This is a genomic window from Bradyrhizobium sp. AZCC 1678 (assembly GCF_036924765.1).
GTDB lineage: Bacteria > Pseudomonadota > Alphaproteobacteria > Rhizobiales > Xanthobacteraceae > Bradyrhizobium > Bradyrhizobium algeriense.
The window spans coordinates 6,955,809-6,971,046 of the sequence record NZ_JAZHSE010000001.1; the positions used below are offsets into that span (position 1 = coordinate 6,955,809).

Sequence of the window (15,238 nt, forward strand, 5' to 3'; positions counted from 1 at the left end):
CGAGCCGTCGTGCTGCTGTCGGGCCGAAACGAGGATGGTTACGAGGTCGCGGCGGCGCCTTGGCCGCGCCGCATTGGAGCGTCGATGGATTACGTCACCTACATCTCGAGCGAAGCTTGGCGCACAAACCCGGTCCGATTGCGCGAGTTCGAGGCGGCGGGATTCCAGTGCCGCCTATGTCCGAACTCGGTGGCAGATGGGTATGAACTGGAGGCCCACCATCGGACGTACGAGCGTCTGTGTCGGGAAATAGACGGTGACCTGACTTCCCTGTGTCGCGAGTGCCATCAAGGCGTGACGGCGATGCTGCGGGCGCGTCGCTACGCCGCTACATTGCCACTCAAACCGTCCGACTTCGTACCGGCGATCTCGAATCCCGAGCCGCTGTTTGATCCTTCCATCGGAGAAACGACATGAGCGTCGAACGCATAGCCTTGCGACTCGTCGGAGTGGGCCCCATGCTGATGCACTCCGCCCGGCTCGCCGATCCGTTGGATCCGCTGACGAAGGCTCTTGCCGCGGTCACTTCGAAGCGGATGAAGACGGAAGCCGATCACGACCGCATCGCCGAGCTCGAATGGCACGGCGGCTTGTGGCTGCACGACGGTCGCCCTTGTCTTCCGCCACATTGCCTCAAAGCCGTGCTCGTGGACGGCGCAAGAAGACGGAGAAAGGGAAACGTCGCCAAGGCTGCGTTCTTGGCGGACGGCCCCGCGACGCTCGATTATGACGGGCCAAGCACCCTTCCCGAACTTTGGGCTGACCAGCGCTTTCGCCACCGCGAAATGGTGCGCGTCCGGGACTCGCTGACGATCCGCACGCGCCCCTGCTTCCCGAGGTGGAGCGCGCGCGTAACGGCCACCTTTCTACCATCCATGATCAACCGCGCCGAGGTGACCGAGTTCTTCAAGCTGGCCGGCCCTTTTGGGCTCGGAGATCACCGCCCTGAGTTCGGCCGCTTTACTGTCGAGCAGATCGGCCCGGAATAGTTCGCGTGGCGTGGCGGGGCGTGACCGGCGAGGCATGGCACGGCCCGGCGTGGCAAGGGGAGAGGCGGCGAAAGCCGGCTGCTCCGGCTTATTCCGCCGGCTCGGCGGCGGCGCGGGCCTCCTGCGTAACAATTCGTCGCAGGAACACGAGCGGCGGAGAATTAACCGGCATCCTAAGAGGAGATTGCGGTCGCAGCCGATGAGAAGAACCGCGGTCTCGCGGGCCTCGGCGATCACCTCCCGAAATCGGGCACCTCCTCGTTGAGGATTCGGTCGAACCAACTGCTCCGTGCCGGAGCGTGGTCAGGACTGGCTTGCCGCGCCTGGGCCAGCAGGCCTGCACCCACTAAGCAGAAGGACAAAGGAGATGCGCGGAGCGCGCGCCACCCGCGGAGGGACTCGTGATGAACACCCGAATTGAGACTGGCGTCGGTGCGCGGGCAGTGGAGGCGCTTCCGCCGAAGCGGCGAAGGATCCGCGTAGATGGAAGAGCGGCCCGGCGAAACGACTTGCTGCGTGCTCGGCTGGCTGACGCATTGCGTGGATCAGGTAGGTACAGCGTCCGGCGGAATGTCCGAGTGCCGTTGACCGCCGAAAGCCGACGATGGGTGCGCTGGGCGAAGGGTGCGTACATCGGCACCTCGCTCCCTTGCGGAGATGCTGCTGCCGAGAGCACACTCGTCGACATGGTCGTGATTGACGAGCGCAACGGCTGGGCGGGTGGATACGCCTTTTGCTGGGGAGGCTCGCATTCCTCGCGGGCACGGCGGCGGATCGCCAGAGATCTGCTCGCCGTCGAGCTGGTGCTGCGCGCCTATCTGGCTCGATCGTCGGCGTCGAAAGACATCGCTGCGGTGACGGTCGGCATCATCGACGGCGCAGCGCACATTGCCGAGTCGGACGATCTCACCCTCTCGCTCGACGAGATCGCCGATCACTTCGACATCCGCTGCCGCCCGGCGGCGAACGCTACCTCGCCTCGCCGTCCCGGATCCAAGCGATGACGAATGCACAACCGATGGATGGTCGCCCGCGCTTTCGGCGCCAGGCACGGATCGGCCGCAGGGTCGACGACTCCGCATTTTCGGCGGAGGCAGTCTCCACGGACCCAGCAAAAAGCGTGCAGGACGTACGCGCGGGTCTGCGCAAGCAAATCGTCAGAGTGACGAACCGGCCCGCCAGATTCCCACCCACTGGGGTGTGGCCGTTCGAACTGCGCGCGGACATGGTGGCAGCGCTGCTGGATTTCGATACGACGAGACAGCTATGCAAGGCTATTGCCCATGGAACGGCCCCGCGACCCGGGGCTGTGCGTGGACGAGGCGCTGAGCTCGAGGTGGTGTGGTCGCGGGAAGCCGTGAGAGCCTTCGTTGCTGCCAGGCATCGTGGACTGCAACCGAACTTGGAGGAACGCGGTTGGGAGACTGGTTAGTCGCCCATCCCGCGACTTTTTGGGAGATCAACGATTCGGATGCAGGCCGCCAGCCACGCCACCAGCGGAGCTAGTCCGCGTTTGCGATCCATTTGGCTTACTCGCGCATGCGCTCCGTCGCTGAACAACTGAAAAATTTCCGTCGGCATCACGCGTGAAGCGAGGGTTTTTGGCACGCAAGTGATTGCGTAACATCAACGCGAATTTCGCCCGCTGTTGGATGGGCACGTCCAAGGCTTCCATGATTTCTTGTCGACTCACAGGATGTTTCGAGGTGATCATGAAGGAAATTGCGTCTTCGACTAAGGGGCGATTGCCCATTCGGATCTGAGAAAGAGAGGTCCCACGTGGGACGTAACGCGTTGTGACCTTTCTATCCCCGTACCCTGTCGGAAGAGGCCGATCGCGCCGCCACCATCTACCTTCCCTGCTCGGATTGCTCTCGTCCCTCACTCTGTACACGAGCCGGGATTGTTTCTCGATCTTCTGAAGGTCTCGACTGATGTGGTACTCGTCGGTCAACTCGGCCTGCTTATCGGTCAACCGGCGATAGACGTCGATGGCGGCGACCGGTTCACGGATCAGACTGCTGCCCCTCGCATCAGGACGCAGCATGAATTCGACGGTCTTTTGCAATGCAACGATCCTGGCAGTACCTTTGATCGGCGTCGGCCGTCGCTTCCGGATGACTCGCGGCTCCGGCTGAGCTCCTCCCCGCTGCAGCTCCATTTCACCGGCCGTAGCCAATGCAATCTCCCAAACCCTGGTTGCGAATTGTTCGGTTAGTTTCACGACGCCTAGCGGCAGTCGCACTATGTCCTTCTGTTCGTCCTTGAAGTCCCTGATCATCTTAGGCAAATCGCGATGGGAACCGGGCCGTGCCCCATCCTTCACCATCTGCCTGCGGACTGCTGCGATTGTGATATTTGGCAGTGCGACCTCGCGCATCACGCGATAAGCCGCCATCCGCACCTGTCCAAGGTTGGGCATCGCTCTCTCCTTCTCTGTCAGACGTGGCAGTGAGTGGCCCTCCCAAGAGCAACCGTTGCGGGTATCCGACGGTAACGAGCAGTTACCCGGATCCTTGGGAAGGCGTGTGAGTTGGTGGAAGAAGCTCCAATTGAACCGAAGATCAAAACGGTTCAAATCGGAAATGGTTCGAATCAGATGGTAACAAGTATTCGCAAACCCGCATCCCGACTCTTGCGGCTCGAATCCTTCCGTTTGGGGGCACTTTTCATGTTCGCGAGTCGGGATGGGATTCAGGAAACCCTATAAAAATCGATATTCCACGAATTTCGAGGACCGCCGAAAAGGAGGTTCGAGTCTCTCTTTCTCTGCTTCGGCCGACGCAAGTTGCGCCCGTTTTATTGGGATTTCTCAAGCTGTCCCGACTCGTTCGCCGAGAGGTATCCCGACTCGAGAGCCGGAACTGGTAACGGTGCTTCACCTCGCGAACTGCTCGTCTGTACTCGGGCGTGACGATGCAAACCTGAGCAATACCACATATTCTACCCGACGATAGTTTTCCTCATCCAAAGATTCTGGTGACGTTCAAGCGGTCTACAGCGCTGCGCGTGCGACAATGAGGCGTGAAACCCATACAGAGGAGCTTCAGATGTTCCAAAATACTCAGAGCGCCCCTCAGCCGGTGCTGCCGCCGTACGTGCGGCACCACTGGTCCGAATCCAAGCAGAATACCTTCTTCCGATTCGAGGCGTCGACGAGAATGCGGAAGGAAGGCTTCCCTATCCAATACCTTTCGCTTGGCACCGACCTCATCACGGCTCTCGCGACATACGAGAGCGAGGTACTGCCACTGCTTGAGGCCAGAAGGCAGAATGCCCTGGCAATTCCGGTCGAGGGCGGGCCAACTTACGGGACGCTCAGCTGGGCATGCGAGATCTACGAGAAGACCACCCGCTTCCAGAACTTGGCTGAGCTCACACAGAAAGCGTATCGCAAAACCAATCGGCTTAGCTGTAATCACATCATGCGGGCCGGGCCCTACGCTAGACGCAGGTTCGGTGATGTCCCCCTGCCGCAGATTACGCCGGCATTGGTGGATAGCTTCTACAACGAATTTCTCTTCGTGACCGAGACCGACAAGAACGGCAAGACGGTTGCACGCAAACGCAGCGGCACCGCCGCAAACTGCGTTCACAACCTGCGGGCAATGGTCAATGGCATTAGGCGCCAGTATGGTCATTTACTGCACAATGGCGTGAACCCGTTCGAGGGAGTGTACGCGCCCCACAAGAAGAAGGGCCCTCCGGCCGTAAAGATTCCTCAGCTTGCGACATTCGTTCGCGCCGCCGATCGCAAGGGCCTCTTCTCTGTGTCGGCCATCGTACTGTTCGCGTGGGAAATGGAGGCACGCATCAGCCACTTTCCTCACAAGATGACGGTGAATGACTACCGCGGCCCGCACCATGAGGAGGAAGTGTTCGTGCGCGCGGAAAAGGTTGATCGGGAGCGGTATTTCCTGTTGCACGATGACAACGGTAAACCGCTGTATCCCGCCCTGATACAGCGGTTGGACAAACTCAAGGCCAATCGCACTTCCGGGCCGCTCTTTGTCTGCGAGGAATCAACCCCTGGCGAGCCGAGGGCCTGGACGAGCGGGAAGTTGAACAGAGTAGTGTCGGATATCTGCAAGGAAGCCGGATTGCCTCACCTGACGCTCACCCAGTTCCGGAAGGGCGGTCTGACGGAATCGGGCACTGCTGGCCTGACGACCACGCAGATCATGAGCCAAAGCATACACCTCACGGAACAGACGGTTCAGATCTATCTTGAGAAGAACCAGGAGGTCGCGATGGAGGGACAGAAGCTCCGTCTCCGCTGGCGCCGCAAGAAGGCCAAGCGCGGCATCGACATCGTGACATAACCGCAAGGGATTCGTTTCCCTCCCGCCGCCTGCGAGCGGCGGGAGGAGCTCTGATTGTCAGAGCTCTAAGTGATATCGCTTGCCTCGATCACCCTATCTCGGCTTTCATGCGGCGTTGACCGCCGCGAACACCGAACTGCAGAAAACCGTCCACTTTTCGACGGATTGCCACGCACGCACGGTCAACGCGTCGAACCCGAGCGCAGGTGCGGCCACGACGAGCATTCTCCCGGCCAACCGATGACACCGATTAAGTTGTCACGCGCGATGGTGCCGCCTCGGCCGATCACGTGTGGGATGCCGCTATCGTGCCTTCGACGCATGCGGGACAAGAAGATCGGCGACCTCGGTACCGAGCGCGGCTGCAATCTTGTCCAGCGATTCCAACGTCGGATTGGCTGTGGCGACTTCCATTGCGCTGACGAGCGCCTGACGCACCTTCGCCGCATCAGCGAGGTCATCCTGCGACCATGACCTCTCAAGGCGAAGCTGACGCAGGTTGCGGGCAAGCAGCCGCTTCGTGTGTTTCGGATGTCGTCGCCTCATCCGTCAGGATGATGCATTTGCAAGCGAACTGCGCCACACGCTTTAGCGTTTAAAACACGCTTAAGCGTGTAATGCCGACCCCATGATCGTCACGAGCGCATCCTCTTCTGAGGACGACGATCACCGCGAAACGGCGTTCATCATGCGGCTTCCGATCTCCGCTTCCGCGTTTTCGTTCCGACCGTCGGGAAGACGATGATCTTCGGCATCGGCATACCCACTCCGCGCCCCACAACAACTCAGCCGAAGGCGCATCACGCCTGATCATCTGCACGCCTGAGTTTTGAAAACCAAAAGCTCAACTCAAACTGCCGGCGTCCGGCAATGTCGTGGTGCGGCTGAGCACTATGGGATTGCTGGTTGCACGGTGCTCACCATAGCCTCACTGCAGGGGCAATAAGGCCTGACAACCGAGCCCACGAGAGAGGACCAGGGTGCCAACGTAGCGACGGCTGACTGTCGGCGATTTGTGTGGCATCGGCGGCGTCAAGCTCACAAGAGACTACAGAGCTCAACGCGGAGCATCCGGCGTCAGCAATTCGCATCGGCCCGCGCAGTAACTCAAGGCATGGCTTCAGCTGTCCGGGCCCCAAAGCGGCCAGTGCCGCCGACCCTGCCACCAGCTTAACCTCTACGGCGAACATTGCGGCGCCGGTCGGCGATCCCATACGACGGGGCCACAAGGTCGCCGAAAAGAGGCACGAGGAGCTGGCGGATGTATTGCCGCGGCCATCTATATGACAATTGTCGTTGCGGTGGCCATCAAACTCCGCGTTGCATCCAATTTTAGAGATCTCTCGAGGCTACTTTTCAAGCATTCGCGCTATCAGTTGAATCACGAGCACACCAATTCATACCCTGCTCGCGCGCTTTAAGAGCGCTGCCGGTAGTCTCACTGAAACATAGACCTTCGCCCCATCTCAGGAAATAATTCTCGCAGGCCAACTCGTCTGCGAACGGCGCAGCTTTGCCCGCGGACAGGACCAGCGATGACCGTCTCTTACTTGAGCTTCCGCGTGCCCTACGCTGCTAATCGGGACTGCATGATCGTCATCCAGCCGCAGAGCTCGGCATACCGCGCGGTCTGCGTCGACGCAGCGACCAGATGGACAATCGGCTGCCCGTCAGTTCCGCGTGAGCCAGATGGCGCGCGGCCGGCAATCTCGGCCACGGATGTCATCGGCATGATAGGCGGGTATCGCCTGGCGTCGGCCGCCGTCGATATCGAGGCCGACGAGCTGGCAAGGCGTATCCGTCGGATGTCGGGCGAGTTGCGGTTGCGCCGGCGCTTGTGGCGTCGGCGGCGCGGGCATCGGATCGGGAATTTTGCTCCGAGCGACCGCTGACCCCCTATTTTTAGCTAAACGCGCCTCGTGAAACTTGCTCCCACTACAGCGGCCGCACCTATTCTGTCACCTTGGCAGGATCCGCAGAACGGAGGTCAACGACCTGAATCCCTGCCCATCCATTCCTCCAGACAGGCAGTTGCATTTTGTCTAGATTTGGACTATGTCTATATCTGACACAAGGTGCACCCATGTCGAGCAATCCTAAAAGACACCCGTCTGAAGCGGGAAATGGGCCTCAGCGCCTCGACAATTCACGCTTTGCCCCGGCCAATCGAAGGCGGCTCAGCGCTCCTGCTTTGCGGACTTTCCTGGCCATTGCGGATCTATGGGGATTGACCGAAGAGCAGCGTCTCCTGATCCTCGGTTATCCCTCTCGATCCACGTACCACAACTGGTGCAGGCAAGCTCGCGAGCACGGCGCTTTCACCCTCGACGTTGATGTGCTCACACGCATCTCGGCGGTGCTCGGCATCCATCAGGCTCTCGGCATTCTGTTTCCGACGGAGCGGCTTGGCGTCGAGTGGTTGCGAACCCCGCACAACGCTATCGTGTTCGGCGGGCGACCGCCCGTCGACTTGGTGACCAGCGGCTCCCAGGATGGATTGCTCTCGGTGCGCCGTTTCCTCGACGGCGCGCGAGGCGGTCTCTACATGCAGCCGAACACCATTGACGAGGCATTCGCGCCTTACGACGACACGGAAATTGTCTTCCGGTGACGGACGCTTTCGCACCCTCGCCACGGCCCGCCTATCGCCTGATCCCGTCGCAGTTCCCTCCCGTCGGTCTGTTTGATACCGTTGCAACCGCAGCTGATCTTGCGGCCGTAATGGAGTTGGTCGGCTGGACCAACGATCGGCTTGTCGCTGAGCGTATCGCCCGACTACCGCAGGCAGAATGGGTTTATGGCGTCCCCAACGCCAGCATCGTCATGGCGGCTTTTCTACACGTTGCGCCTGGTGGGATGCGATTCAATTCCGAACTCGGGGCCTGGTACGCAGCCGAGGATATCCACACCGCCGCTGCCGAGGTCGGTCATCACCTGCGGCGTGAAACGGTCGCTCGCAATGTAACCACGATGACCCGGACCTACAGGGCGTATGTCGCGACGTTGTTAGGCGACTATGTCGACATCAGAGGCCAGCAGGCCACGCGCCCCGACGTATACGCAAGCGACCAATATGGCGCCTCGCAGAAGCTTGGAGAGGAAGTTCGCGCGTCAGGTGGTGCGGGACTACTCTATGACAGCCTGCGGCGGCGGACCGGTGTCAACGTTGTCGCGCACCGGCCGCGCAATATTTCGGACATCGTACAGACAGATCATTTCGAAATTACGATCCTGGCAACATCGCGTACGATCGACGTCCGCAAACTGTCGCTTTGATCAAACTGCTGACCGCCGGCACCATCGCGCCCGGCGAATGGCCGTTAGCATACGGTTTTCGCACCGCTTGCTGGCCTATCGGACGCTACTAAATTGAAGGTTCATCCCTTGGGAGGAAGAACCGTGAGGAGCTCTATGATGGCGGTCGCACACCACGACTTTATTCCAGCGGCGGGGCGCCGCTGGCTGCTGCCGCTTTATGACCCGATGATCGCTCTGCTGACACGCGAGCGGCGCTGGCGCGGCGAAATTCTCAAGTCGCTGGACCTCGAGCCCGGCGACATCGTTGTCGATGTCGGCTGCGGTACCGGCACGCTTGCGATCATGGCGAAGGAACAGGTGCCGCAGGCGCGCAGGTCGTCGGCGTCGATCCCGATCCTAACGCCCTGGGGCGCGCGCAGAAGAAGGCGGCTCGCAGGGAATCGGCGTCACCTTTTATCGCGGATTCGGCAACGAGACCGCGAAACTCATAGGCGCCGCGCGCGCGACAAAGCTGGTGTCCTCGCTTGCCTTCCACCATATGCCGCGCGAGATGCAGGCCGAGACGCTGGCTTCCATGCATGCGGCGCTGGCGCCCGGCGGAGCGTTGCGGATCGCGGATTTCGTCGGCGGACATTTCGGCGGACCCGGCGAAGGAATGTTGGTCCGTGACTTAACGGCGGCGGGCTTCGAGAATGCGCGCACGATTGGTCAGTTTCGCTTGGCCTTCGGCAAGGTCACCCTTGTCGGCGGGGAAAGGCCCCGCGCTTGATCAGGGCCGGCGCCGCAGACCGACCGATCACGAGGTGAGCGGGAACTGGGCGAGCCGGCAAGGCGTGCCATTCGACACATGGCGCGGCAGGTGATCTCGCACTTGGCCGATCTAGGTGGGCCGGCTGAGCTGCTCCGAACGTTCCCAAGGTGCAGATGGGCTCAGGTTCGCTGGAGTCGTGCTATACTTAGTCGCCTCGACGGAGTCGTCCATGGGCGTGACCTTTCCAAATGAAAGTCCGGCGTATCGCGCCGCTCGGAACAGGCTGCTGCAGCGCGAGGTAGCACTCAGGCGCGAAATGGAGGCAGTGGCCGCGGAGATTCGAGCACTCCCGCCGGGTGGAGCCGTTCCCGAGGATTACGAATTTGACCACATTGACTCAAAGGGGGCACCAGCGAAGGTGCGGCTATCCGAACTGTTCCGGCCCGCTACCGATACGTTGATCCTCTACCATTACATGTTCCCCCGGCACCGCGGCGACAAGCGGCGGGGACCGAGCAGTGGGCCAATGGCAGAGCTTCCGGTTGAGGAGGGGCCGTGCCCCTCTTGCACTGCTTTGCTCGACAACTGGGAGGGAGCGGTGCCGCACGTTGAGGGGCTGGGAGCAAACATCGCGGCCGTGGCCAAGGCACCGATCCAGCGGGTCGCGGCTTGTGCAGCGCATCGCGGCTGGCGCAATTTGAAGGTGCTTTCAGCCGCCAACAACAGCTTCAAGCGCGACTATCATGGCGAGGATAAGGAGGGACAGCAGGTGCCGATGCTCACCGTATTCCACAAGGGCGCCGATGGGGTGATTAGGCTGAGCTGGGCCTCCGAACTGTTGTTCTTGCCGACCGAACCGGGGCAGGATCCACGACATGTCGGCACGGTCGAGCCGATGTGGACCCTCTTGGACCTCACTCCTGGAGGGCGGCCCGACGCGTACGAGCAAATCGAATACGAATGCTGTCGGCCCGAAGCGCCAGCGAGTACTTAGCGAGCATACAGCAACTTCGAAATCGCGCGCTCGTGCTTCAGAACAGTGGCTTTGCCGACGCCTGTGCAGAGTTGCCAGGGTCTGAAAAGAGTCGACTCCAGCCGTAGCCCGAATGGGCGCTCTGGAGAGCGCCGCGAATGTCTGGAACTCCCCGATAGTGTTGAAAAACGTCTCTTTGGGGTGATGACCAAGACCAAGCCGCCGTCGCGGCTATCGTGGCGCTTGCGAAGACACAATGATTGTTGTCGAAGCGCAGAAAGAAATTGCTAGTTTCCGTCGCGACTATCGACGTGGGCACTTTGCTCTGGCCTCTTTGACGCCCGATCACGCGCTGTCTGCGTTGTGGTCATATCGTCGTAATTGTCCGCAAGACGCAACAGCCGTCCTTTGATCAATGGGTCTGCCTCCGTCGCAAGTTCCCGGAGGACGCGCGCTCTATTCCTGTAAAATCGGTCGTCCATGCTGGGTCGCCCCCTCGAAAAGAGAGGTAGATGCCCGCTTTCTCCGACCAATAACAGTAATGTAGATCACATATCCCGTTTTTCACGTAGCGAGGTCGCATTCACATTCTCGCAATGGAAGTTTGTTCTTGCTCGCCAGCGCAGACAGTCATGATAGAAGCCCGGCACTGCCCAATATGATTCGGAGTAAGAATGGCAAAAGCTAAGAAAGTAGTTCGCCGCGCGTGGACAAAAGACGATGTTCGGACAATGAAGACGATGGCAAAATCCAAGTCAGGCGTCGCCAAGATCTCAAAGGCGTTGAAGCGAACTCCCGGTGCCACCAGCGTCATGGCTGCAAAGCTTGGTGTGTCTCTTTCAACGCGCGTTTAACCCACAGTGCGACGGGGCCGGGGTACGGTCTGTCCCAATTTTCACAATTCTTTCGTACGCAAATAGATCGAGCCACGCGGCTGCACGATTCCTGACGCGACCGCGTGGCCGAATTTGTCGAGCGATTTACTGTTGGTCACGCTGCGCGCGGATTGACTACGGTGTAGCCCCGCAGTGAGCGCGCGTGAATTCTCGTTGCGCGCCCGCCCGAGTTAGCATCATACGCCATCCAGGCGTCACCTTCGCCGCCGCACTGCGCCAACAGACGATCACCTGCCCGTTGCGGGTGGGCGCAGACAGAGCCAATAGCGTTGCATCACCGCTCATTACGCGAACGGCCGCTTTGCGCCAACACCGGACGTCCCCACAACGACGCGATTGACCCAACTCCGACATCACCCCTCAGGCACCCCGGCCAAGCGCATACCCTCACGGACGCGCTTGCTCCCCGCAACGAAGGTCGGATCGTCACTTATTCTGCCTCGAGTACGGCGAATGTTGAAAGTTGGATCGAGCTCAAACCCCGCCTTTGCCGCAGCACGCGCTTCCTCCATCGAGCCGAGCAGCGCAAGCGCGGCCGCCAGCTGGAAATGTGCGATGGGATAATTCCGGTTGGCTTCGAGGCACCGGCGCAGCCATGCCACTGCTTCAACGTCGGCGCCAAGAATGAGTTTGGTCAAGCCAGCGTAGAACATCCACCGAAAGGCAATAGGATCGCGGGGAGAGAGCCGAAAAGCTTCCTCGATATGCCCCTCGGCTTCCGTGCCTCGACCGATTAAGACCTTCGCCGAACCGATAATACCGTGAGCGTCGGCCAAATTTCGATCTAGAGCCAACGCCCGTTCGCATTCCCGGATGCCTTGGGCCGCGCGCTTCGTTGAGCATTGCACGGCACCCAAATACATGTGAGCCCGAGCGTGCTGCGGTGAAATGGATAGAGCTTTGATCAACGCTGCTTCGGCCGCTGCAAAGCGCGCCTCACGGTCGCTGAAGATAAAAAACGCAGCGCTTGCCGCATCTACAGCCGCTATACCGACCAACGCTTCTGTATTTTCCGGGTCGAGCACCAAAGCTCGCTCGTAAAACTCCCTTGCCTGCGCCATGTGTTCGGCGGTGAACCCCTTATTGAAGCAACAGTTGCCCTGGAAACTCAAGTCGATTGCATCCGGATGCAGTGAACGCGCCGCGCGTCGCGCCTCAGCCTCAATGAGCTGGGCATTCAATGTATTGGCGAGCCTGCAGACGATTTCGTCCTGCATATCGAATAGATCAGCAATAGGCTTGTCGAAGCGTTCGGCCCAGAGGTGGCTGGCAGTTTCGACGTCGATAAGTTGCACGTTAACTCGCAGCCTGTTACCGCCACGTTGTACCGAGCCTTCGAGGACATAGCGCACATTCAGTTCTCTACCGACCTTTTGAACGTCCACGTCTTTGCCTTTGAAGGTGAAGGCCGTGCTGCGCGCGATAACAAACGAGCCGCTGATCCGCGACAAGTCCGAGATCAGGCTCTCAGTTACGCCATCGATGAAGTAGTCCTGCTCGGGACCACCGCTAAGGTTCGTGAAAGGCAGCACCACGATGGAAAGACGAGGCGGTGAATGTGCGCTCGACTTCGCGTACTCAGCTGGTGGGCTGGATGATCCCTCCCGGACCACGGCGTAGACCCGGACCGGACGGTCGATGTTTTTGAGGTTATGCTCACCCAGATCGGCGAACTCAACCCCGACCTTGCCTCGGACGTGATCGTAGGCGGCAGACGAGATGCAGACACCGCCAGGTTCTGCAATGCTTTCAAGCCGTGCCGCAATATTCACACCATCGCCAAAGATGTCATGGGGCTCGACGATTACGTCCCCGATGTTGACGCCTACGCGGAAAGCAATACGCCTGTTTTCCGCATCGCCATTTGTAAGTTCGCGAATGCGAGTTTGGAACTGCAGAGCAGCTCGAACCGCTTCGACCGCGCTCGGAAACTCTGCCAAGAGCCCGTCGCCGGTGTTCTTTACGATGCGGCCGCCGTGTTCCGTGATTGCGGGCTCGACATCGTCCGCGAGGAGCGTCCTCAGTTTGGCGTGGGTAGCCTCTTCGTCGTGGTGCATAAGCCGCGAATAGCCAGCCACATCGGCGGCCAATATCGCCGACAACCTCCGCTCGATCCGGAATGGCCGCTCTTGCACCATGGCATGCAATCCAACCAGCGCATAAAGTACGACGGATCAGACGGCAGTGCCAAGTGAAGGAATGTCCACCTTACGTCTGTTCTTGGCACCTTTGAGACATGCCGACGGACACTGAAAATGTCTGCTTATCGGGATAGATCGGAAGTGGTCGGCGCACGGTCGAAATGACGCGTTTGACCCGCACCAGACATGCTCGATACACCAAAGAGGCCGACCATCCGGCTCCAACCAAAGGGATGCGCCCCTGTGTCTCACTCTCTGCCATGCTGTATGTGATAGCATTGCATTGTCGGAGAGACGAGCACGGCGTAGCCTGTCAGGCGGTGGTCCGGTGGAGCGAAACGATGCCATCGCAGGGCCTATCGTCAGAGGCCACGATGGTGCCTGCCCTGCGGCCAGAAAAAACTCGGAAAGAATACCGCGCAGCGACTCTTGGTCCCAGCGCTCCCGTTCGTTGGCCACAATCGAGTTAGAAGCCGCACCGAAGCGGCGAACAACTACTCAGTCGATCGCGAGTTATTGCCCGCCTTTGAAGGACAGGAGCAATGGCTGAGGTACCCTCAACTCACTACGTCAAGAGCGATGACGTATACATCGCCTATCAAGTGTTCGGCGAGGGCCTGCTCGATCTGATTTTCGTGCCGGGCTTCGTGTCGAACATCGAGGCCATGTGGCAGTCGCCGAATCGAAGCAGATTTTTTCGGCGTCTCGCCTCGTTCTGTCGCGTCATCATTTTCGACAAGCGTGGCACTGGAATGTCTGATCGAAGCTCTCAGATTTTCACGCTCGAACAACGTATGCACGATGTGCAGAGCATCTTGAACGAAGTCGGGTCCGAGCGTGCGGCGCTGTTTGGCATTTCCGAGGGCGGCCCGATGTCCTTGCTGTATGCCGCCACCTATCCGGAACGAACCTCGGCACTGGTTCTGTACGGCTGCTACGCCAAGCGTTCCTGGTCACCGGATTATTCGTTCGGCTGGAAGGACGAGCACTGGAAACGTGTTCTTGACAACATTGAACACCACTGGGGTACCCCGCAAGGAATAAGCGTCACGATGTGGGCGCCCAGCATCGCCAGTGACCCTCGTGCCGCGGAGGGCTTGGCTTCATATTTCAGGGCATCGGCAAGTCCTGGCGCGGCGGCGGCTATCATGAAAATGAACCGCGAGATCGACGTTCGCCATATCTTGCCCGCGACCCGCGTGCCGACGCTCATTCTACACCGTACCGCAGAGCGCGTGATCGACGTGGAGCATGCACGCTACATGGCTCAGCGTATCCCACGGCGCAAAGCTAGTCGAGCTTCCAGGCGAGGATCACATGGCCTGGTTTGGTGATCAAGATTCGATTCTTGATGAGGTCGAACAGTTTCTGACAGGCAGACGCCATGCTCACGAACCAGAGCGGGTGCTTGCAACCGTGCTGTTTGTGGATATCGCAGGTTCGACAGCACGAGCGGCGACACTTGGCGACAATTCCTGGCGAGAGTTGCTTGAGACGTTTTATGCCAGGGTGCGTGAGGTCTTGCATCAGTACCGCGGGTGTGAAATCAACACATCAGGTGACGGCTTGCTCGCCACCTTCGACGGGCCGGCGCGAGCGGTGCGCTGTGCCAGTGCCATCCGCGATACGGTGCGCTCGCTCAATCTTGAAGTACGGTGCGGCGTTCATACTGGTGAATGCGAACTCGTAGGTAACGACATTGCTGGAATCGCAGTGCATACCGGCGCGCGCGTTGCCTCCATCGCGGCTCCGAGCGAAGTGTTGGTCTCGCAGACGGTGCGCGATCTAGTGGCTGGCTCCGGCTTGGTCCTGGAAGAATGCGGCACTTATGCGCTTAAAGGTGTGCCCAATGAGTGGCGCCTATTCCGTGCAGCGAACTGAAAGAATTACGGCATCCAGGCGGAAGCC

14 protein-coding genes are annotated in these 15,238 nt (G+C 59.9%); 11 read left to right on the forward strand and 3 right to left on the reverse strand.

Annotated features, from left to right (window positions below; all coding sequences use genetic code 11):
* The first annotated feature begins 84 nt into the window (after positions 1-84).
* The 3 genes from V1294_RS33295 (at position 85) to V1294_RS33305 (ending at position 1,993) form a co-directional block, all read left to right on the forward strand.
* Positions 85-417 carry a hypothetical protein gene (locus tag V1294_RS33295; RefSeq protein WP_334503186.1) on the forward strand — a complete coding sequence of 111 codons (333 nt, stop codon included), beginning with the start codon at positions 85-87 and terminating at the stop codon, positions 415-417.
* Positions 414-989, forward strand: coding sequence for a hypothetical protein (locus V1294_RS33300; RefSeq protein WP_334503188.1), 576 nt, complete (start codon positions 414-416; stop codon positions 987-989). Before V1294_RS33295 ends, V1294_RS33300 begins: the two co-directional genes overlap by 4 nt.
* A 584-nt stretch (positions 990-1,573) precedes the next feature.
* On the forward strand, positions 1,574-1,993 hold the full coding sequence (locus tag V1294_RS33305) for a hypothetical protein (RefSeq protein WP_334503190.1): 420 nt from the start codon (positions 1,574-1,576) through the stop codon (positions 1,991-1,993).
* A 455-nt stretch (positions 1,994-2,448) separates the two neighbouring features.
* Here V1294_RS33305 and V1294_RS33310 read toward each other — a convergent pair whose 3' ends face one another.
* Positions 2,449-3,411 carry a hypothetical protein gene (locus V1294_RS33310; protein ID WP_334503192.1) on the reverse strand — a complete coding sequence of 321 codons (963 nt, stop codon included), beginning with the start codon at positions 3,409-3,411 and terminating at the stop codon, positions 2,449-2,451.
* A 628-nt stretch (positions 3,412-4,039) separates the two neighbouring features.
* Here V1294_RS33310 and V1294_RS33315 point away from each other — a divergent pair.
* Positions 4,040-5,311, forward strand: coding sequence for a hypothetical protein (locus V1294_RS33315; protein WP_334503194.1), 1,272 nt, complete (start codon positions 4,040-4,042; stop codon positions 5,309-5,311).
* A 303-nt stretch (positions 5,312-5,614) separates the two neighbouring features.
* On the opposite strand, the gene V1294_RS33320 is transcribed toward V1294_RS33315, so the two are convergent.
* Positions 5,615-5,857, reverse strand: coding sequence for a helix-turn-helix transcriptional regulator (locus V1294_RS33320; protein ID WP_334432891.1), 243 nt, complete (start codon positions 5,855-5,857; stop codon positions 5,615-5,617).
* Between the two features lie 1,537 nt (positions 5,858-7,394).
* On the opposite strand from V1294_RS33320, the gene V1294_RS33325 reads away from it, so the two are divergent.
* The 5 genes from V1294_RS33325 to V1294_RS33345 all read left to right on the forward strand — a co-directional run bounded on the left by V1294_RS33325 (position 7,395) and on the right by V1294_RS33345 (position 11,147).
* A complete protein-coding gene (locus V1294_RS33325) occupies positions 7,395-7,922 on the forward strand; it encodes an MbcA/ParS/Xre antitoxin family protein (protein WP_334503196.1) in 528 nt (175 codons plus the stop codon).
* The gene (locus V1294_RS33330) at positions 7,919-8,587 is read left to right on the forward strand and encodes an RES family NAD+ phosphorylase (RefSeq protein WP_334503198.1); all 669 of its coding nucleotides are present in this window, start codon (positions 7,919-7,921) and stop codon (positions 8,585-8,587) included. The genes V1294_RS33325 and V1294_RS33330 overlap by 4 nt, the downstream gene beginning before the upstream one ends.
* A gap of 496 nt (positions 8,588-9,083) precedes the next feature.
* Positions 9,084-9,338 carry a class I SAM-dependent methyltransferase gene (locus V1294_RS33335; RefSeq protein ID WP_334503200.1) on the forward strand — a complete coding sequence of 85 codons (255 nt, stop codon included), beginning with the start codon at positions 9,084-9,086 and terminating at the stop codon, positions 9,336-9,338.
* Between the two features lie 211 nt (positions 9,339-9,549).
* A complete protein-coding gene (locus V1294_RS33340; RefSeq protein ID WP_334432879.1) occupies positions 9,550-10,314 on the forward strand; it encodes a DUF899 family protein in 765 nt (254 codons plus the stop codon).
* A 653-nt stretch (positions 10,315-10,967) separates the two neighbouring features.
* Positions 10,968-11,147 carry a hypothetical protein gene (locus V1294_RS33345; protein ID WP_275190303.1) on the forward strand — a complete coding sequence of 60 codons (180 nt, stop codon included), beginning with the start codon at positions 10,968-10,970 and terminating at the stop codon, positions 11,145-11,147.
* Positions 11,148-11,542: 395 nt separating this feature from the next.
* On the opposite strand, the gene V1294_RS33350 is transcribed toward V1294_RS33345, so the two are convergent.
* A complete protein-coding gene (locus V1294_RS33350) occupies positions 11,543-13,327 on the reverse strand; it encodes an adenylate/guanylate cyclase domain-containing protein (RefSeq protein WP_334503202.1) in 1,785 nt (594 codons plus the stop codon).
* Positions 13,328-13,872: 545 nt separating this feature from the next.
* Here V1294_RS33350 and V1294_RS33355 point away from each other — a divergent pair.
* Both V1294_RS33355 and V1294_RS33360 read left to right on the forward strand, forming a co-directional pair.
* On the forward strand, positions 13,873-14,664 hold the full coding sequence (locus V1294_RS33355) for an alpha/beta fold hydrolase (protein ID WP_334503204.1): 792 nt from the start codon (positions 13,873-13,875) through the stop codon (positions 14,662-14,664).
* Entirely contained in the window at positions 14,648-15,211 is a 564-nt protein-coding gene (locus V1294_RS33360; RefSeq protein ID WP_334503205.1) for an adenylate/guanylate cyclase domain-containing protein, read from the forward strand. Before V1294_RS33355 ends, V1294_RS33360 begins: the two co-directional genes overlap by 17 nt.
* The last annotated feature ends 27 nt before the right edge of the window (positions 15,212-15,238 follow it).